The sequence below is a fragment of the Streptomyces sp. NPDC050564 genome (assembly GCF_044457265.1).
Classification (GTDB): domain Bacteria; phylum Actinomycetota; class Actinomycetes; order Streptomycetales; family Streptomycetaceae; genus Streptomyces.
Genome location: NZ_JBITGS010000011.1, coordinates 132,481 through 150,928, shown reverse-complemented (window position 1 = coordinate 150,928; position 18,448 = coordinate 132,481). Strand labels below are relative to the sequence as shown.

Genomic DNA, 18,448 nt, shown 5'->3' with positions numbered 1-18,448 from the left:
ACGCCGGGCGTGACCCGCCCATGCCGCGCCGGCTGGCACCGGACGGGTGAGCGCGGACAGCGGCGGTGCCCAGCTCCCCGCCGCGTCGTCCGGCACCGCGTTCGGCTCATCTGCGCCGAGCCGTCCCGGGCGACACGAACGGCGTGGGGGACGCCTTCGTGCGCGGCCTGCGCATGGGCCGGGTGGAACGGGTCAGCGTCGTCACGGGCGGCGCTCATGCCGACCGCGGTTCCACAGCGGTGGCCGTCAGCGCCGTCGGGCGGTACGTGGTGTTCGTCTCGACGGCCACCAACCTCGTCGCCCGGCCCGAGCCGCAGGCCGACTGGCGGCTGCGCCGAACTAGCTGACTGTTCGCATCCTGAGACACCCCGTGAGCACGGGGGCGGTATGTGCCAGACTGCCCCCGTGCTCTCGTTCGCCATGATTATTGGCAGCAGGCGCGCCGGTCCGCAGTGACCGCCACGTACCACCACGTACGGGCGGACACCGTCGTCCTCGACCCGCGCGCAGACCTCTCGCACCCGCGAGAGGTTTTTCGTTTTCCTGGCCCACCTCAAGCCAGGAGGAGAGCGCGAGGGACTATTGGGGGGACGGTGGAGCCGGTCATTCCGGTACAGACCGAGATCCGACATCAGGAGCCGAACACCATGACCGAAACCAGCGAGCTCGACGATTCGTTCCACGTCTTCGACACGACCCTGCGCGACGGCGCGCAGCGTGAGGGCATCAATCTCACGGTGGCGGACAAGCTGGCCATCGCACGGCACCTGGACGACTTCGGGGTGGGCTTCATCGAGGGCGGCTGGCCCGGCGCCAACCCGCGCGACACCGAGTTCTTCGCCCGCGCCCAGCAGGAGATCGACTTCAAGCACGCCCAGCTGGTGGCCTTCGGCGCGACACGCCGGGCCGGCGGCAACGCGTCGCAGGATCCGCAGGTCAAGGCGCTCCTGGACTCCGGCGCCCAGGTGATCACCCTCGTCGCCAAGTCCCACGACCGGCATGTCGAGCTCGCCCTGCGCACCACCCTCGACGAGAACCTGGAGATGGTCCGCGACACGGTCTCGTACCTGCGCTCCCAGGGCCGCCGTGTCTTCGTCGACTGCGAGCACTTCTTCGACGGCTACCGCGCGAACCCCGAGTACGCGAAGGCCGTGGTCCGTGCCGCCTCCGAGGCCGGCGCCGACGTGGTCGTGCTCTGCGACACCAATGGCGGCATGCTCCCCGCCCAGGTCCAGGCGGTCGTCGCCACGGTGCTCGCCGACACCGGCGCCCGGCTCGGCATGCACGCCCAGGACGACACGGGCTGCGCGGTCGCCAACACCCTCGCCGCCGTCGACGCGGGAGCGACCCATGTGCAGTGCACGGCGAACGGCTACGGCGAGCGGGTCGGCAACTCGAACCTGTTCCCGGTCGTGGCGGCCCTGGAGCTGAAGTACGGCAAGCGGGTGCTCCCCGAGGGCGCCCTGCGCGAGATGACGCGCATCTCCCACGCGATCGCCGAGGTCGTGAACCTCACCCCCTCCACGCACCAGCCGTACGTCGGCGTCTCGGCCTTCGCGCACAAGGCGGGCCTGCACGCCTCCGCGATCAAGGTCGACCCGGATCTGTACCAGCACATCGACCCCGAGCAGGTCGGCAACACCATGCGGATGCTCGTCTCCGACATGGCGGGCCGCGCGTCGATCGAGCTCAAGGGCAAGGAACTCGGCGTCGACATCAGCGGCGACCGCGAGCTGGTCGCCCGGGTCGTCGAGCGGGTCAAGGAGCGCGAGCTCCAGGGCTACACCTACGAGGCGGCCGACGCGTCCTTCGAACTCCTCCTGCGGGCCGAGGCCGAGGGCAAGGCCCGCAAGTACTTCGAGGTCGAGTCCTGGCGCGCCATCGTCGAGGACCGGCCCGACGGCACCCACGCCAACGAGGCCACGGTCAAGCTCTTCGCCAAGGGCGAGCGCATCGTCGCCACCGCCGAGGGCAACGGCCCGGTCAACGCCCTCGACCGCGCCCTCCGCGTCGCCCTGGAGAAGATCTACCCCCAGCTCGCGCAGCTGGAGCTCGTCGACTACAAGGTCCGCATCCTGGAGGGCAAGCACGGTACCCAGTCCACGACCCGTGTCCTGATCTCCACCTCGGACGGCGCCGGCGAGTGGTCCACGGTGGGCGTCGCCGAGAACGTCATCGCGGCGTCGTGGCAGGCACTGGAGGACGCGTACACGTACGGCCTGCTGCGGGCCGGGGTGGAGCCGGCGGCGTAGGTCCGCTTCAGCGGGGTGGAGCCGGCGGCGCAAGGCCGCTTCAGCAGGAGTCCTCGGCGAGCTTCTCGAACTCGCCGAGGCTCATCGCGCGGCCGTCGGCCCAGACCTGGCCTGGGCGCAGCGACGCGAGGTCGGCGGCGCTGAAGCCGAGGTAACCGTCGTACGGGTGCCAGCCCTGGCGCGCGCCGACGAAGTGCAGGGAGTACGAGCGACCGGGCAGCAGCCGCTGCGGCCCCGTCTTCTGCGTGTGCCAGACGGACGGGGGAGAGAACAGCGGGAAGGTGGTCCTGGCGATCTCGACCCCGTTCCCCACCCACCAGCGGGTGTCCACTTGCCCCGGGGATGCGGTGCTGGAGGGGTTGGGGACCATCTCGCCGCTCTTGTCCTCGATGTACGCGTCCTCGACCCAGCTGGTGATACTCAGGTGCGTCGCGCGATCGTCGCCGCACGGCCGCACCGCCACGACCGGCTGCCCGTCCGTGCCCAGCCACACCGCGGAGAGCGACAGCGAGGCTGGACTGCATCCGCTCAGCAGCCCCAGCCCCGCCAGCACTCCCACCGAGGCCGAACTCCTGCGTCTCATGGGCCCCGCCTCCCTCTCGGCCGGACAGCAGGGCCCGATGCCCTACTGCAGATGCCACTTCTGGTTGGCGGCACCGGTACACGACCAGATCTGTGCCCGCGCCCCGTTCGCCGACGAGTTGTCCGTCACGTCGAGGCATTTGTCCGCTGCCGTATTGACTACATCACCGGTCGAAGAGTTGTACGACCACCGTTGCGCACCGGTCCCGTTGCAGTCGTACAACTGCACCTTGGCCCCGTCCGTCGTCGAACCGGACGCCACGTCGAGGCACTTGCCGAGCGCCTGGATCGAGCCGTCGGCCTTGACCGTCCACGTCTGGGCCGTCGAACCGTTGCAGTCGTAGAGCTGTACGGCGGTGCCGTTCGCGCTCGAACCGCCCGCCACATCCAGGCACTTGCCCGCGAGCCCGACGAAGGACCCCGACCGGTCGCCACCGCCCGCCTGCGTTCCCGACCAGGTGAACGTGGCCGACGTCTTGCCGGGCAGAGAGTAAGTCGCGTGCTGTGAGCCCCAGTTGATGGTCACCGTCTTCGCCGTCGACGCGTCGTTGTACGCGATCAGCGCCTTGGAGCCGTCCGGGTTGCGCCACGCCACGTTCGGGACGGACGAGCTCGCGGTCGACGCGATGCGCTGCGCGCCCGGCCGTACGAACTTCGTCAGATGCCCCATCGTGTAGTACTCGATGGTGTAATCGACCGTCCCGCTCTGCCCGTCACCGTTGTGGACCGTGACGAGACCGGTGCAGGTGCCGCAACCGCCGTTGTGCGGGCCCATGTTCTGGTCCACGGCCAGCGACCACTTGGTCACCGACTTCGCCCAGTTCCGGGTGTAGTCGACGATGTTGAGCATGTCCTCGCGCTGCTGGTTGGCGATCCAGGTGCCGCCCGAGTGCTCGGTGCCGAAGGCGTCCAGCGAGAGGTACTGGTTGTGCACGGTCGTCTGCTTGGTGACGTCGCCGCCGTAGCCGTGCCACGCGATTCCGCCGAAGTTGGGGTGCGAGCGCACCGCCGCGTCGTCGACCGTCTGGGCGGCGTACGAGTCGTACACGTCCCAGTTCCAGTCGTGCGCGAGCACCTTGGTGGACAGCCCGGCCGCCTGGAGCTTCGGCAGCAGCTCACTCTTCGTGAAGTACGCGAGACCCGAGGCGTTCCAGCTCATCGAGGGGTACCCCGAACAGCATGTCGGCTCGTTCTGCACGGTGACGTACGAGACCGGAACGCCCTGGTCACGGTAGGACTGGAGGTACTTCACGAAGTACGAGGCGTAGGCCCCGTAGTCCTCCGCCTTCAGCCAGCCCCCGTTGAGCGACCCACTGTCCTTCATCCAGGCCGGCGCCGTCCACGGTGAGGCCATCACGGTCAGCGACGGATTCAGCTGGAGGGCCTGCCTGGTCAGCGGCACCACGTCCGCCAGGTCGTGTGCGATCGAGAACTGGGTGAGGTTCGGGTCGGTCTGCCCGGCCGGCATGTCGTCGTACGTGTACCCGTACCGGGCGAGGTCCGAGGCGCCCATCGGATTGCGCAGGAAGGACAGGCCGATGCCGTCCGTCGGGGAGAACAGCTTCGTCATCGTGGCGTTGCGCGTGCTCTGCGACAGCGCGCCGCTGCTGTTCATCAGCCACGCCGCGGTGTCCGTGAAGGACGCGCCGCCGCCGGTGAAGGTCTGATACCGGGTGTTCTCGTCGACGCTGATGTTCTCACCGCTGCCACCGCTGCCGGACTGGAAGGCGAAGGGGGTTTGCGCCTGCAAGCCGCGCACGACATGGCGGCCACCGGTGTCGTCCGTCGTGGTCAGCCAGGCCGTGACCTGCTCGCCCGCGGCGTGCGCGGGCACGGAGCCGACGGCTGTCAGTCCCGCGGTCGTCAGCAGCCCGGCCAGCAGCAGCCGTGCTGTCCGGGTGGATCGTCTCAGGAGGCTCATGCGCGCAGCCCTTCTGGGGGTGGGGGAGTGGGGCATGCGAGGCGTGAGTAAATGACGGCTGCGGACGCGCGTCAAGGGGGTGCGCGTTCACAGGCTGAAGGAACAACTGCCCTGATCCAGCCCGCCATTGGCTGTGTACCGGTTCTGACGTGAAGTCTTGACGGGTTCCCGGGGCGCCAGTTAACTCACGCCGTGATCTAAGTCGTAAGACTAATGAGTCGCAAGAGTGCTGAAGAGCCCTGAAGTGGATTTCCGAGAGTCGAGGGAAGGTCCATGCGAAGAACCGCCCTGCTCGCCTCCGCCGCCTTGCTCACCGGGCTGCTGCCCCTGGCCGCCGCGGGAGCCGCGGCGGGGGCCGACGACCCGGCCCCGGTCGCCGTCGACACCTTCGAAGGCGAGGTTCCGTTCGCGAATCCGCCCGCCGACGGCATTTTTCCCTGGGGCAGCGACACCGACGATCCGCCCCAACTCGCCCTGACCGCACGGTCCGACGCCCCCGAGGGCGCCAAGGTCCTCACCGGCAGCTACGACATCAGCGGCTACGGCGGCTTCACCCACGACTTCGCCTACGCTCAGCCGGCCCACGACTGGTCCGCCCACAAGGGCATCCGTTTCTGGTGGGACGGCCAGAACAACGCCAAGAAGGTGGCCTTCGAGATCAAGGACGGCGGCGCCAACGGCGAGGCCTCCGAACTGTGGACGACCTCCTTCACCGATGACTTCACCGGCTGGAAACGGATCGAGATCCCCTTCACCGACTTCACCTATCGCACGGACTACCAGCCCGTCGGCGGTATCGATCAGGTCCTCGGCCTCACCCACATGTGGGGGTACGCCGTGACCCTCCCGGTCGGCGTCAAGGGTCAATTCGCCATGGACGACGTCGAGTTGTACGGCAAGGCGGACCAGTCCCTGCGGGCATCCGTCATGACCGACTCCGCCGTGTACCCGGTGAAGGAGGGCGGCACGGCCGCGGTGAAGGTCTCCGTCGCCACCACCGGCTCCGCTCCGATCGACGAGCCGGTGACCGTCGCCTACGAGGGCGCGGGCGGCACCGCTGAGCCGGGCAAGGACTACACGCCCATCAAGGGCGAGCTCACCTTCCCGGCGGGTACGGCCTCCGGCACCTCACGCACGATCCAGGTGTCCGCGCTGAAGGGCAAGTCCGCCGAATCCGCCGAGACGATCCCCCTGAAGCTCACGGTCACCGGCGCGAAGGCCCCCGCCGAGACCCCGCAGGTGGTCATCGATGCCCATGGACTGCCCTACCTGGACCCGAAGTTGCCCGTGCGCAAGCGGGTCGCCGACCTCGTCTCCCGGATGTCCCTGGAGGAGAAGGCCGGGCAGATGACGCAGGCCGAGCGCGGAGCGCTCACGGCGCAGGGCGACATCGCGACGTACGACCTCGGTTCGCTCCTGTCCGGCGGCGGCTCGACCCCGACGCCCAACACTGCCCAGGCGTGGGCGAAGATGATCGACTCCTTCCAGCTCCGCGCCCAGGCGACGAGATTCCAGATCCCGCTGATCTACGGCGTGGATGCCGTGCACGGCCACAACAACCTCGTCGGCTCGACGATCATGCCGCACAACATCGGCATCGGCGCGACCCGTGATCCGGGCCTGGCCCAGAAGACGGGCGCCGTGACCGCCGCCGAGGTCCGCGCCACCGGAATTCCCTGGGACTTCGCCCCCTGCCTGTGCGTCACCCGCGACGAACGCTGGGGCCGCTCCTACGAGTCCTTCGGCGAGGACCCGGCCCTCGTCAAGTCGATGGAGACGATCATCCAGGGCCTCCAAGGTGCCGCCGACGGCAAGGACTTGAAGGACGACGACAAGGTGCTGGCCACCGCGAAGCACTTCGTCGGCGACGGCGGCACGGCGTACGGCTCGTCGACGACGGGCTCGTACACCATCGACCAGGGCGTCACCAAGGTCACCCGGCAGCAGCTGGAAGCGATCCACCTCTCCCCGTACCGGACGGCGGTCGACCGGGGCATCGGCTCGGTCATGCCCTCCTACTCCTCGCTCGACATCCTCGGCGACGGCCGGGGCCCGGTGAAGATGCACGCCCGCGGGGACATGATCAACGGCGTGCTCAAGGACCGCATGGGCTTCGACGGCTTCGTCATCAGCGACTGGGCGGCCATCGACCAGATCCCGGGCGACTACGCCTCCGACGTGCGTACGTCGATCAATGCGGGCCTCGACATGATCATGGTCCCGTACGCGTACAAGGACTTCCGTACGACACTGATCGACGAGGTGAGGGCGGGCCGGATCAGCGAGAGCCGGGTCGACGACGCGGTGGCGCGCATCCTCACGCAGAAGTTCAAGCTCGGCCTGTTCGAGAAGCCGTACGCGGACACCTCGGGCGCCTCTCGGATCGGCTCGCCGGAGCATCGGGCCGTGGCCCGCCAGGCGGCGGCCGAGTCCCAGGTCCTGCTCAAGAACGCGGGCGGTGTGCTTCCGCTCAGGAAGTCCCAGAAGGTGTACGTCGCCGGATCGAACGCCGATGACATCGGCAACCAGACCGGCGGCTGGACGATCACCTGGCAGGGCTCGTCGGGGCCCATCACGCACGGCACGACGATCCTGGAGGGCATGCGGCGGGCCGGCGGTGACGTCACCTACTCGAAGGACGCCTCGGCGCCGACGGGCGGTTACGACGTGGGTGTGGTCGTCGTCGGCGAGACCCCGTACGCCGAGGGTGTCGGCGATGTCGGCAACGGCAACGACCTGGAGCTGACCGCCGCCGACAAGGCCGCTGTCGACAAGGTGTGCGGGGCCATGAAGTGCGTGGTCCTGACCGTCTCCGGCCGGCCGCAGCTGGTGGGGGACCGCCTGGGCTCGATCGACGCGCTCGTCGCCTCCTGGCTGCCGGGCACGGAGGGCGACGGTGTCGCGGACGTGCTGTACGGGAAGCGGGCCTTCACCGGTCAGCTCCCCGTCACCTGGCCGAGGTCCGAGTCCCAGCTGCCGATCAACGTCGGTGACACGTCCTACGATCCGCAGTTCCCGTACGGCTGGGGCCTCACGACCCTCACGAAGGTGCCGGCAGGGGGCAGCTCGGCCCTGAAGGTCCTCGCCCTCGTCGCCGAGGCGGCCGACCGAACGGGCGCGAGCGAAGCCGGCCGCGCCGCCGTGACCAAGGCCCGCCTCCTCGTCCAGCAGAAGCTCGGCTCCACCCTCACTCCCGCGACCGCGAAGCCCTTCGCCGACGCGGACCATCTCCTGCTGACGGGTCGGTACGCGGCCGCGGTCGCGAAGCTGAAGGAGGCATACCTGGCAAGCTGAGGCCCGCCTGTGTAGTTCCCCGCGGCCCTGAAAGGGGCGCGGGGAACTGCGCAATCTTTTGAGCGGGGGTCTGGGGGCGCAGCCCCCAGGCACGGGACGGGCAGGGGCGGAGGGGGCGAAAAAACTCTCCGAGCACCCCACCGCAACAGCTCCCGCCAGCCCATATGTTCACATTTGCGCCCCTTCGGGTAGCTTCGAAGACATGAAGGCCGCACTCACCCGAGCCCTCCCGGGCCTGCTGATCGCACTGGCCCTCGCCGCTCTGGCGGTACTCGTGGCAGGCGCGCCCGGCGCCCATGCGGCCACCAGCGTCGACACCGTCGCCGCAGCCCTCCGCAAGGGCCCGGTATACGTGGACCCCGCCGTCTCGGCCCAGCTGTCGGCCACCGACGCCGACTCCCTCGCGAAGAAGATCAAAAACGCGGACAAGCCCGTCTTCGTGGCGGTCCTGCCCGACGGCTTCCCCACCCAGAACCTCTTCCAGAATCTGCGCACCGCCACCGGCATCACCGGCCTGTACGCCATCAGGCTCGGCGACCGCTTCGACGCGCGGGCCGACTCCTCGGTGATGTCCCGCACGGCCGTGCAGAACCTTGTCACCAGCGTCCAGGGCGAACCCGCGAAGACCCAGCTGAACGACTTCACGGACCGCGCGCTCACCAACATCGGCGGCTCGTCCCCCGCGAGCTGGAGCGGTGGCGGCACGGCGAGCGGCGTATCCACGGGCGCCCTGATCACGGTCGCCGCCGTGGTCGTGGCCGGCGGCGCGGGCGCTTACACGCTCGTACGCCGCAACCGTCGACGCAAGGCGGAGGAGCAGCAGGCGGCGCTCGACAAGCTGCGCGTGGTTGTCGACGAAGACATCACGGCCTTCGGCGAGGAACTCGACCGGCTCGACTTCCACCCCGCGGAGGCCGGCGCGGACGACGCGATGCGCGCGGACTACGAGCGCGCGCTGGACGCGTACGACCAGGCGAAGTCGTCCATGGTCGCTGCCCGGCGCCCCGAGGACGTGCGAGCCGTCACCGAGTCCCTGGAGGACGGCCGCTTCTCGCTCGCGGTGCTCGCCGCACGCCGCGAGGGCCGGCCCATCCCCGAGCGCCGCGCCCCGTGCTTCTTCGACCCGCGGCACGGTCCGTCCGTCGCCGACGCCACCTGGACGCCCGCCGGCGGCGCAGCCCGTCAGGTCCCGGTCTGCGCGGCGGACCGGGCCCGCCTCGCCGACGGCGCCGACCCGGCGATCCGCGAGGTCGACACGGACTACGGCCGCCGTCCGTACTGGGACGCGGGCCCGGCCTACGGCCCCTGGGCGGGCGGCTACTTCGGCGGTGGCCTGCTGCCTGGCCTCCTCGTCGGCACGCTGCTCGGCAGCGTGATGTCCAGCCCCTCGTACGCGGCCGACTACGGCTCCGGATACGGCGACTTCGGAGGCGGCGGTTACGACGGCGGCGACGTCTCGGGCTCCGATTTCGACCCCGGTGACTTCGGCGGCGGATTCGGGGACGGCGGGGGCGGCGACTTCGGCGGGGGAGGGGACTTCGGCGGCGGCTTCTGAAGGTGCCGGGCGGAACCCGAGCCACCGCCTCGCGATGAGACACGATGAAGAGCATGACGAGTCTCTACGAACACGCGGGCGGCGACGAGGCCCTGCGCCGCCTGGAGGAGATCTTCTACGCGAAGGCGCTCGCGGACCCCGTCCTGTGCGAGGTCTTCCCGCGCCGCGAACCGCACCACGTCGACCATCTGACCTGGTTCACGGCGGAATCGTTCGGCGGCCCCGACCGCTTCACCCGGGAGCTCGGCTTCGAGCACATCATCCAGGTGCACCGCGGGCTGCGGATCACCGACGAACAGCGCGAACGATTCGTGCAGGTCTATCTGGAGTCCTTGGACGAGGCTGACCTGCCGGACGACGAACCCTTCCGCGCGGCGGTGCGCTCGCACGTCGAGTTCGGCTCGCGCGTGGCCCAGCAGAACTCCCGGGCTCGGACGGACGAGGAACTGCACCCGCTGCGCGAAGTCCCGCACTGGGGCTGGTAGTTCGCCGGAGCGGACAAACAGCCCACCAGCACAGGGTTCATGACCTCGGATCGGTGTCCGCGAGCCGGTCCATCAGCGCACCCGCGAGACGCAGTACCTCCCGCTCGGTCTCGCTCAGCGTGCCGAGCGCCGTGGCCAGCCAGGCGTCGCGCTCGGCCATGTCCCGCTCCAGCGCCCGGCGCCCGTCCTCGGTCAGCGTGAGCACGGACTGGCGCCGGTCCGCGGTCCCGGGCTCCCGAGCGATGAGCCCGGCCGCCTCCAGTTCGGCGAAGACCCGGGTCAGTGACTGCGGCCGCTGCCGTTCGGCCGCCGCGACCTCGCCCGGCGTCGCGGCCCCGTGACGCCGCAGATGCCCGAGCACCCCCAGCTGATTCGGGCTGAGCCCACCCTCGCCCCGCTCCTGCCGCAGCCGACGGTTGAGCCGCACGATGCCGCGGCGGATCTGGGCGGCCCGGGATAGTCGATCCATGAGGAGATCGTACGAGAATACGTACTGTCAGAGCGACGCAATGGCTCGTACTATCGGCATAGTGACCGCAAAACTCATACGCAATGCTTACGAATCTGCGCTCACCATGGCGGCCGTTCTGCTCTGCTGGGCCGCCGCCCTGTGGTTGGAGGGCGCCGCCGGACTGCACACCGACGTCCTGGTTCTCGCGGTCGCCCTGACGCTCACTGTGGCGGGCATCCAACGGACCGCCGACGCCCGCGGACGCCTCACGGCCCTCGTGCTGCTGCCCGCCGCGGCCGGAGCCTCGACCCTGCTCGGCCACCTCATGGCGGAGCACTACGCGCTGGGGGCCGCCGTCTTCACCCTCGGCATTTCCCTGCCGATCTGGATCCGCCGGTTCGGCCCGGCCGCGACGAAGGCGGGCACCCTGATGACACTGCCGCTCGTCGCGCTGCTCGTGGTCCCCGGCCCGACGCTGCCGCCCAAGGCCCAGTCGATGGCGGTGAGTTGGGGGTGGGCGGCACTGATCGGGATGCTGGCGTGCGGCTGCGTCCGGCTGGTGCAGGCGGCGGCGGACCGCTGCATCCCCTGGCGGCCCGAGCCCGAGCCCGAACGGAACCGCACCGGGCGCCGCCCCTCGCGACTGCGCCCCCGCCCCAGCACCCGCATGGCCCTGCAGATGGCGGTAGCCGTGGCCGCGGCGCTCATCCTCGGGCGGCTGCTGTTCGACCGCCACTGGCCATGGATGGTCCTCACGGCGTACGTCGCCGCGAGCGGCAACCGGGGCCGGAACGACGTCGTACGCAAGGGAGTCGAGCGCTTTCTCGGCGCCTGCGCCGGCACGCTGCTGGCCACCGGCGTGGCCGCCGCCGGAGCAAGCGGCCGCACCTGCGTCGTGCTGATCTTCGCCGTCCTGGCAGTCGCCCTGTGGCTGCGGCCGCTGAACTACGCGTACTGGGCCGCCGGCATGACCACCGCCCTGGCCCTCCTCCTCGGCTACTACGGTCAGAACGCACAGAGCCTGCTGCCGACCCGCCTCGAAGAAATCGCGGCAGGAGCGGCGCTGGCGGTGGCGTCGGCGTGGTGGGTACTGCCGGTGGTCCGACGGCGTACGACAGCCCGCCCGGCCACCGATTGAGTCAGGTGCGAACAGCCCCGCATCGGGGGCCCATTGGCGCAGACCCGTCGGACCGCGGCGGGTCCGCTCTCCCGTTCATGGTCACGTCATCCGGCGAGGAGTTCGAGATCCTCGGCGAGAACAGGTCATCCCGGCCGCCTCGCGGGACGCCCCTGTTGTTCCTGACCCCGCACCATGCCCGCGGCGAGCGCCGCGGCGAAGTCGCCCCCTCCAGGTCGTGGGGGAGACAGTGATGACGGCTCCCACGAGGTCGACGTGCCCAGCATGGGGCATCTCGACCGGCCGCGGCACTGCGATGACAACACCGCGACGCCGAGCCCCAGTCGCGCCGGGGCTTCGGCGTCGCGGTCGGCGTACTACTTCGCGGCGCGCTTCCCGTGGCCCGTCACCTTGGCGATCCAGGTGATGAAGTCGGCCGGGTCGACGTTCGAGCCGTGGCCCTCGTCCCAGTAGTAGAGGTGGTTCACGTCGTCGCCCAGGCCGGCCGCGGCGGCGGCGAGGTTGGCGGAGACCGTCAGCGAGGTGTCGGAGTCCTTGGTGCCGAGGCGGATCCACCAGTGCTTGGAGCGGCCTGGGTTGTGCTCCTTGAGGTGGTACATCGGGTTCATCAGGTCGAGCTTCTCGGGGATGTCGCTCTCGAGCCGCTTGCTCGTGACACCCGTGGTGTCGTTCTTCAGGCCGTACGCCGTGAAGTGGCGGGCCTGCGTCTTGTCCTTGCCGAACTCGTTGTTCTCGCCCGCGGAGAGGTCGAAGGCGTCGAAGGCCGGCGTGGTCTTCTTCCGGGCGCCCACGTGGGTGAGGAAGTCGGCCCAGGAGAAGACCGCCTTGCCGCCGGACCAGGTGATGAACGTGTTCGCGGCCAGGTAGGTCGCGCGGTCCGCGTCCGACAGGTCCGCCAGGTACTTGGTCGCCGACGGCTCCAAGTACTGCTTCACCAGGTACTCGTCGTAGTTGCGGGCCGTGAGCGGACCGAAGCCGTTCAGGCCGCGCAGCTTGAGGGAGGCCTGGTACTCGGCGAACTGCGACCGCAGTTCCCTGGAGACGGTCTGGTCGACGACCTTGCCGGTGCTCTGGGTGATGCTGGTGCCCCAGTTCCACTCGTAGGCGCCGTCGGCATGCTCCAGGTCGGTGATCGGGCACCAGGCGCCGGTGGCGAAGATGGCGTCGCTCGTCTCGGCCGCACCGAGCTCCTCGAGGTACGCGTCGTAGATACGGCTGTCGCCGGACGCGCCCAGCAGGGAGGACAGGGCGCCGCCGGCGCTGGTGCCGGTGGAGACGATCCGGTCGGTGTCGCCGGGGATGACACCCTTGTTGGCGCGCACGTACCGGACGGCGGCCTTCAGATCCACGATGGCGGCCGGCGCGGTGCCGTAGTAGTTGCCCTCCGAGTCGGTGAGGGTCCGGCCACGCGCGCCCGGCTCCACGACGACGTACCCAGCCGCCAGGCCCAGCTTGCCGAGGTTGACCATCTCGCCCTGACCGTTGAGCATCGCGTTGCCGCCCGACTGCACCTCGCCCGTCCCCATGCTGCTGGAGGCGGAGGCGGAGGCGGAGGCGGAGGCGGAGGCGGAGGCGGAGGGCGCGGCAATGCCGCTCGCCCCGCCGGTGGGCGCGCCGGTCATGCCACCGCCGCCCACGCCGGTGGCGTCGGCCACGGACGAAGGCATGTAACCGCCGACCGAGTTGGCGAAGACGATGGGGGCGTGGGGGGCGTCCACGGCCTTGCCGTCGATCTTGACGGGGACGCTGACATTCAGGCTCTGGTACTTCTCGTCCACCGGGTCGGTGACATAGGTGATGGCCTTCCAGAAGTGGTAGACCACCTCCTTGTCGTTGCCGTCGGCGTCGGTGATGGTCGTCGTCAGCTCGGTGTAGCCGTCCTTGTCGAAGACCAGGGCGTCCGACGACTTCGCCGCGGACTTGCCCGATGCGTTCGCACTCAAGGCGAAGCCGCCGGCTGCTGCGACCCCGGCGGTCGCGCCGATGCCCATGACGACGGTCCTGCGCTTCACTGCCCTGTACTTCACTGCGGTCTCTCCCCTTTGCGGCATGCGGGTTCGTCGCCCGCGCGTGGCGCCGTACTCGAGATCTTGTGTTGCGAACGTAAAGCGCTGCCGCAAAAAGTGTCAACAATTCTGTTGATTTCATTGTGAACACTCACGTTTTCATGGCGGGCTCACATGACTCCGCCAGGCGCACCTCAGAAATCCGCAGGGCCTCAGGAATCCTTAGGACGGAAACTGACCTATTAGGTTCCTAGCGTGGGGGGCATGACCACTCCTGACGGTGCAGAGATCAAGGCCTTCGAGGACGCGGGCCGGCTGGACGCGTGGCTGGCGGCATCCTCCGGGCTCGATCCAGGGGGGTGGGGCAAGGTCGCGAAGAAGGGCGCGGGCCTGCCCTCTGTCACCGCCGTGGAGGTCAACGACCTACGCTCTGCCACGGCTGGATCACTGGCCGGCGGAAGGGATGCGACGAGTCGTACTTCCTGCAGCGGATCACCCCGCGCAGACCGCGCAGTCTGTGGTCGTCGGTCAATGTGCGCAGGGTCGAGAAACTCACGGTGGCCGGGCGGATGCGTCCCGGCGGGCTCGCGGAGGTCGAAGCCGCGCGGGCGGACGGGAGATGGGCGGCGGCGTACGAGTCGCAGAGGAACGCCACCGCACCTGACGACCTGATCGCCGCACTGCGCCAGAACCCCGGGGCCGAGCGCTTCTTCGAGCAGCTCGGCAAGACCGGTCAATATCTGACTGTGGTGGGCCTGTTGAGGGCGAGGGCGCCCGAGACCAGGGCGGCACGGCTGCGCGCCGTGATCACCAAGCTGGAGGCGGGGCAGCGGGTGAAGTGACGCCGGCCCGGACGGGCAGCCGTCCGGACACGCCGGAGCGCCCGCCTTCCGGATTCGGGGGGAATGGGAAGGCGGGCGCGCTCAGGGTGCCGGCGGGAGCGGAAGGCTCAGCCGGCGTTCTTGATCGCCGAGATGTCGAAGTTCAGCTTGATCTTGTCGGAGACGAGGAATCCGCCGGTCTCCAGGGCCGCGTTCCAGGTCAGACCCCACTCGGAGCGCAGGATCTCGGCCTTGCCCTCGAAGCCCACGCGCTCGTTGCCGAACGGGTCCTTCGCGGAGCCGTTGAACTCCAGGTCGATGGTGATCGGCTTCGTCGTGCCGAGGATCTCCAGGTCACCGGTGATCCGGTAGTCGTCGCCGCCCAGGGCCTCCGCCTTGGTGGAGCGGAAGGTCATCGTCGGGAACTCGTCGACCTTGAAGAAGTCGGAGCTCTTCAGGTGACCGTCACGGTCCGCGGACCCGGTCTCGACGCTTTCCATCTTGATGTCGATGGCGGCCGTGGACTTGGAGGGGTCCGTGCCGTCCAGGTGCAGGGTGCCCTCGAAGTCCTGGAAGCTGCCCTTGACGTTCGTCACCATCGCGTGGCGCGCGACGAAGCCGAACGACGAGTGCGCCGGGTCGATCGTGTAGTCACCGGTCAGCGCGGCCAGGTCGGGGCTGACGGCGGCGGGCGCCGGGGTGGCGTTGGTGTCCTTGGCGTCGCTCTTGCGGCCGAAGATGCCCATGACGTGCTCCTTGGGAGAATTAGTCGATTCTGTTGAATCTTCAACGAGGTCAACGTGGACGACTGTAGACCTATTCCGTTCAAGTTTCAACATCATCCGTAGCGTGTTCACGACGTTACTTCGGGTTGGTTTCGTCCGCCCTCTGGCCGACGCGCGTAGACCTCGGGCACCATCTCCGTGCACCGCCTGCACCGCCGCCCCACAGGAAGCACGGTCGTCCGCAGGAAGGGTCCCCATGAAGCTCCGCTCCGCCCTGACCGCCCTCGCCCTTGTCGTCGCCCCCGGTGTCGCGGTCGTCGGCACCGCCACCGACGCGTTCGCCGTCACCAAGATCAGTCACGCCACAGCGACCTCGATGTTCCGCGAGGTCGGCATCACCTGGTCCTCGTCCGGCGGTTGTTCCGACCGGAACAACCCCACCTGTACGTCCTTCGAGCAGCTCAACCTCGCCACCGCCCAAGGCGCCCAGACCCTCAAGCGGGCCAGTGGCTGCGCGCTCAACATCACCGGCGGCACCGAGACCGGCCACGCGAGCGGTACCTACTCGCACTGGAACGGCTACAAGCTCGACTACGGCAAGAACACCTGCGTCACCGCCTACATCAAGAACAACTTCACCTACATCGGGCTGCGCGGCGACGGCGCCCCGCAGTACAAGTCGGGCTCCGGCAACATCTACGCCGACGAGGGCAACCACTGGGACGTCCTCTACTACAACTGCGGCGGCTGCTAGGGCATGACTCCCACCCGTCGTGCGTTCCTGCTGGCGGCCGCCCTCACGGCGGCCGCGAGCGCCCCTTTCCGCACAGCGGCCGCCGGCGAAGACGACGAGTACGCCACCCTCCGGCACCGCTGGCTCGACATCGCCCTCGGCACCGGCTACGACCCCACCGCCGAGCCCTACGCCTCCCGCCTGCGCGAAACCGGCGCACTCGCCCGCGGCTTCGGCGCGACCATGGCTCCGACAGCGGTCTCCCTCTGGCCCGGCTACCCCTTCGACCCGCCCTCCGGCGTCACCCAGAGCTACAGCAGGCTGTGGACGATGACGCAGGCCTACGTCCAGGACGGCACCGGATCGACCGGGGACGAGACCCTCCTCGCAAAGGTGCTCAGCGGCCTCGGCCACCTCTCCGCAACGGTCTACAACACCTCCACCGCCCGCTACGGCAACTGGTGGGAATGGCAGATCGGCAGCCCCCGCCTCCTCATGGACATCGTCGCCGCCCTGCACGACGAACTGACCGGGCCCCAGCGGGAGGCCGCCTGCGCCGCCGTCGACCACTTCATCCCCGACGCCATGCTCCGCGACTACACGGGCACCTCCACCGGCGCCAACCGCGTCGACCTGTGCCGGTCCGTCGCGCTGCGCGGCGTCCTCGGCCGGGTCCCCGACAGGATCGCGCTCGCCCGGGACGCGCTCTCGCCCGTCTTCCCGTACGTGACGACCGGGGACGGGCTGTACGCGGACGGCTCGTTCGTGCAGCACACCTGGGTCGCGTACTCGGGGACGTACGGGCAGGTCATGCTGGACGGCCTCGGGCGGCTGTTCGCGCTGCTGGCCGGATCCACCTGGGAGGTGACAGACCCGAACCGGCAGATCGTCCTGGACAGTGTCGAGCACGCGTACGCGCCGCTCGTCCACGACGGGCTGGTGATGGACAGTGTCAACGGGCGGGCCATCAGCCGGGGGTACCTGAAGAGCGACGACCGGCACATCATGCGCGGCGACCACTTCCACGGGCAGGGGCTGATCGCCGCGATCGCACTGCTGGCCCAGGGCGCGAGCCCCGTCGAACGGGAGCGCTGGTACGGACTGATCAAGGGGTGGATCGAGCGGGACACGGTGACCCCGATCCGCACGGCGCCCCAGTTCGGGGTCGCCGATCTGGCCCGGCTGCGCACCATCGCCGACTCGGCCGCAGAGCCCGCACCCGAGGCCGCCGGACACCACCTCTTCGCGGCCATGGACCGGGCCGTGCACCGCGGCCCGGGTTTCGCCGCGGGCATCTCCATGGCCTCCGAGCGGATCGCGCACTACGAGTGCGGCAATGGCGAGAACCCGCGCGGCTGGCACACCGGTGCCGGGATGACGCTGTGGTGGGCCGAGGGGCACTCGGGGCGGGCCGATCAGTACACCGACTGGTTCTGGCCCACCGTGGACTGGTACCGGTTGCCAGGAACGACCGTGTCCACCAAGCGACTTGCCGACAAGGAGGGCGGCGAGTGGGGAGCGGCGAGGCCCGCCGTGCGCTGGGTCGGCGGCGCGACGGACGGCACGTACGCGGCCGTGGGGCAGCACCTCAAAGGACTCGGCTCCACCCTCGAAGCCCGCAAGTCCTGGTTCTGCGTCACGGATTCCCTCATCTGCCTGGGCGCGGGGATCACAGCCACCGACGGTGTGCCCGTGGAGACGGTGGTCGACAACCGCAACCTGGGGGAGGGGGGCACGCAGCGGTTCATCGTCTCCCGCGGATGGGCTCATCTCGAGGGCCACGGCGGGTGGGTGTTCCCGGGCGGTACGGCGGACCTGCGCACCCTTCGCGAGGACCGCACCGGCGCCTGGGCCGACATCAACACCACCAGCACCACCGAACGGCGCACCCGGCGCTGGCAGACCCTCTGGCTGGACCATGGCACGGACCCAGCCGAGGCGACCTACGCCTATCTCCTGATGCCCGGCGCCTCGCGCGGCGATGTCGCGGCCCGTGCGGCGGACCACGCCTGGCTGTGCGTCCTCGCCAACGACGCCCGCTGCCAGGCCGTTCAGGTGCGCTCCCTCGGTCTGACGGCCGCGAACTTCTGGGAGGCCGGCACGGCGGGTCCGCTGAGCGCCTCGGCGGGCGCGAGTGTGCTGGTACGGCGCCGGGGGCGGACCGCTACCCTCTGTGTGAGCGAGCCGCCGCGTACCGGGGAGCCCCTGGAGATCGTCTGGGACCGGCCGGTGCGCGAGGTCGTCAGCGCGGATCCGACGGTCGAGATCCTCGGTACGGGCCGCCGGCTCAGGGTCCGTGTCACTCCAAGGATGGCATGCGCCACTCATGAATGTGAGGTGGCTCTCAGGTGACTCCTTTGTGTGACCTCTACAAGCCGAAGGCCCTCTGAGCAGTCAGATCGCCTGCATGGAGTCGTGGTTCTGTTCAGGGGTACCAGGAAAACGGGCCGGAGACTGTACGGAGTCGACGGCTCGCTTTCCTAGG

The 18,448-nt window shown here is 69.6% G+C and carries 13 protein-coding genes and 1 pseudogene; 9 read left to right on the top strand and 5 right to left on the bottom strand.

Going from position 1 to position 18,448, the window contains the following annotated elements; translation table 11 throughout:
• Positions 1 to 65: 65 nt before the first annotated feature.
• A complete protein-coding gene (locus ACIBK0_RS19400; protein WP_399081195.1) occupies positions 66 to 347 on the top strand; it encodes a hypothetical protein in 282 nt (93 codons plus the stop codon).
• A gap of 300 nt (positions 348 to 647) precedes the next feature.
• Positions 648 to 2,252, top strand: a complete 1,605-nt coding sequence (gene cimA / locus ACIBK0_RS19395) for a citramalate synthase (RefSeq protein WP_399081193.1) — start codon at positions 648 to 650, stop codon at positions 2,250 to 2,252.
• 40 nt (positions 2,253 to 2,292) lie between these two features.
• Here the strand turns inward: cimA and ACIBK0_RS19390 are convergent, their stop codons facing one another.
• Both ACIBK0_RS19390 and ACIBK0_RS19385 read right to left on the bottom strand, forming a co-directional pair.
• Positions 2,293 to 2,835 (bottom strand): hypothetical protein, encoded by a 543-nt coding sequence (locus ACIBK0_RS19390; RefSeq protein WP_399081191.1) that lies wholly within the window; start codon positions 2,833 to 2,835, stop codon positions 2,293 to 2,295.
• 42 nt (positions 2,836 to 2,877) lie between these two features.
• Positions 2,878 to 4,755 (bottom strand): lectin, encoded by a 1,878-nt coding sequence (locus ACIBK0_RS19385; RefSeq protein WP_399081189.1) that lies wholly within the window; start codon positions 4,753 to 4,755, stop codon positions 2,878 to 2,880.
• A gap of 273 nt (positions 4,756 to 5,028) precedes the next feature.
• Here ACIBK0_RS19385 and ACIBK0_RS19380 point away from each other — a divergent pair, with 273 nt between their 5' ends.
• From ACIBK0_RS19380 to ACIBK0_RS19370, 3 genes are all read left to right on the top strand, one after another.
• Positions 5,029 to 8,049, top strand: a complete 3,021-nt coding sequence (locus tag ACIBK0_RS19380) for a glycoside hydrolase family 3 protein (protein WP_399081187.1) — start codon at positions 5,029 to 5,031, stop codon at positions 8,047 to 8,049.
• A gap of 202 nt (positions 8,050 to 8,251) precedes the next feature.
• Positions 8,252 to 9,604 carry a hypothetical protein gene (locus tag ACIBK0_RS19375; RefSeq protein ID WP_399081185.1) on the top strand — a complete coding sequence of 451 codons (1,353 nt, stop codon included), beginning with the start codon at positions 8,252 to 8,254 and terminating at the stop codon, positions 9,602 to 9,604.
• A gap of 53 nt (positions 9,605 to 9,657) precedes the next feature.
• Positions 9,658 to 10,089, top strand: a complete 432-nt coding sequence (locus tag ACIBK0_RS19370; RefSeq protein ID WP_399081183.1) for a group II truncated hemoglobin — start codon at positions 9,658 to 9,660, stop codon at positions 10,087 to 10,089.
• 37 nt (positions 10,090 to 10,126) lie between these two features.
• On the opposite strand, the gene ACIBK0_RS19365 is transcribed toward ACIBK0_RS19370, so the two are convergent.
• Positions 10,127 to 10,558 carry a MarR family winged helix-turn-helix transcriptional regulator gene (locus ACIBK0_RS19365; RefSeq protein ID WP_399081181.1) on the bottom strand — a complete coding sequence of 144 codons (432 nt, stop codon included), beginning with the start codon at positions 10,556 to 10,558 and terminating at the stop codon, positions 10,127 to 10,129.
• Positions 10,559 to 10,619: 61 nt separating this feature from the next.
• Here ACIBK0_RS19365 and ACIBK0_RS19360 point away from each other — a divergent pair, with 61 nt between their 5' ends.
• Positions 10,620 to 11,678 (top strand): FUSC family protein, encoded by a 1,059-nt coding sequence (locus tag ACIBK0_RS19360; RefSeq protein WP_399081179.1) that lies wholly within the window; start codon positions 10,620 to 10,622, stop codon positions 11,676 to 11,678.
• 356 nt (positions 11,679 to 12,034) lie between these two features.
• Here the strand turns inward: ACIBK0_RS19360 and ACIBK0_RS19355 are convergent, their stop codons facing one another.
• Positions 12,035 to 13,669: a subtype B tannase gene (locus tag ACIBK0_RS19355; protein ID WP_399081416.1), complete on the bottom strand. Its 1,635-nt coding sequence runs from the start codon at positions 13,667 to 13,669 to the stop codon at positions 12,035 to 12,037.
• Positions 13,670 to 13,948: 279 nt separating this feature from the next.
• On the opposite strand from ACIBK0_RS19355, the pseudogene ACIBK0_RS19350 reads away from it, so the two are divergent.
• Positions 13,949 to 14,526: pseudogene (locus ACIBK0_RS19350) on the top strand (YdeI family protein).
• A 107-nt stretch (positions 14,527 to 14,633) separates the two neighbouring features.
• On the opposite strand, the gene ACIBK0_RS19345 reads toward ACIBK0_RS19350, so the two are convergent.
• Complete coding sequence (locus ACIBK0_RS19345) at positions 14,634 to 15,251, bottom strand: YceI family protein (RefSeq protein ID WP_399081177.1); 618 nt, start codon at positions 15,249 to 15,251, stop codon at positions 14,634 to 14,636.
• Positions 15,252 to 15,486: 235 nt separating this feature from the next.
• Here ACIBK0_RS19345 and ACIBK0_RS19340 point away from each other — a divergent pair, with 235 nt between their 5' ends.
• Together ACIBK0_RS19340 and ACIBK0_RS19335 are read left to right on the top strand one after the other, a co-directional pair.
• Complete coding sequence (locus ACIBK0_RS19340; protein WP_399081175.1) at positions 15,487 to 15,984, top strand: hypothetical protein; 498 nt, start codon at positions 15,487 to 15,489, stop codon at positions 15,982 to 15,984.
• A gap of 3 nt (positions 15,985 to 15,987) precedes the next feature.
• On the top strand, positions 15,988 to 18,315 hold the full coding sequence (locus ACIBK0_RS19335) for a polysaccharide lyase 8 family protein (RefSeq protein WP_399081173.1): 2,328 nt from the start codon (positions 15,988 to 15,990) through the stop codon (positions 18,313 to 18,315).
• Positions 18,316 to 18,448: the final 133 nt, after the last annotated feature.

What these genes read in the sequence shown, in the direction of transcription:
- cimA (WP_399081193.1), top strand. Translation starts at nt 648, where the DNA reads ATGACCGAAACCAGCGAGCTCGACGATTCGTTCCACGTCTTCGACACG.
- ACIBK0_RS19390 (WP_399081191.1), bottom strand. Translation starts at nt 2,835, where the DNA reads ATGAGACGCAGGAGTTCGGCCTCGGTGGGAGTGCTGGCGGGGCTGGGG.
- ACIBK0_RS19385 (WP_399081189.1), bottom strand. Translation starts at nt 4,755, where the DNA reads ATGAGCCTCCTGAGACGATCCACCCGGACAGCACGGCTGCTGCTGGCC.
- ACIBK0_RS19380 (WP_399081187.1), top strand. Translation starts at nt 5,029, where the DNA reads ATGCGAAGAACCGCCCTGCTCGCCTCCGCCGCCTTGCTCACCGGGCTG.
- ACIBK0_RS19375 (WP_399081185.1), top strand. Translation starts at nt 8,252, where the DNA reads ATGAAGGCCGCACTCACCCGAGCCCTCCCGGGCCTGCTGATCGCACTG.
- ACIBK0_RS19370 (WP_399081183.1), top strand. Translation starts at nt 9,658, where the DNA reads ATGACGAGTCTCTACGAACACGCGGGCGGCGACGAGGCCCTGCGCCGC.
- ACIBK0_RS19365 (WP_399081181.1), bottom strand. Translation starts at nt 10,558, where the DNA reads ATGGATCGACTATCCCGGGCCGCCCAGATCCGCCGCGGCATCGTGCGG.
- ACIBK0_RS19355 (WP_399081416.1), bottom strand. Translation starts at nt 13,669, where the DNA reads ATGGGCATCGGCGCGACCGCCGGGGTCGCAGCAGCCGGCGGCTTCGCC.
- ACIBK0_RS19345 (WP_399081177.1), bottom strand. Translation starts at nt 15,251, where the DNA reads ATGGGCATCTTCGGCCGCAAGAGCGACGCCAAGGACACCAACGCCACC.
- ACIBK0_RS19340 (WP_399081175.1), top strand. Translation starts at nt 15,487, where the DNA reads ATGAAGCTCCGCTCCGCCCTGACCGCCCTCGCCCTTGTCGTCGCCCCC.
- ACIBK0_RS19335 (WP_399081173.1), top strand. Translation starts at nt 15,988, where the DNA reads ATGACTCCCACCCGTCGTGCGTTCCTGCTGGCGGCCGCCCTCACGGCG.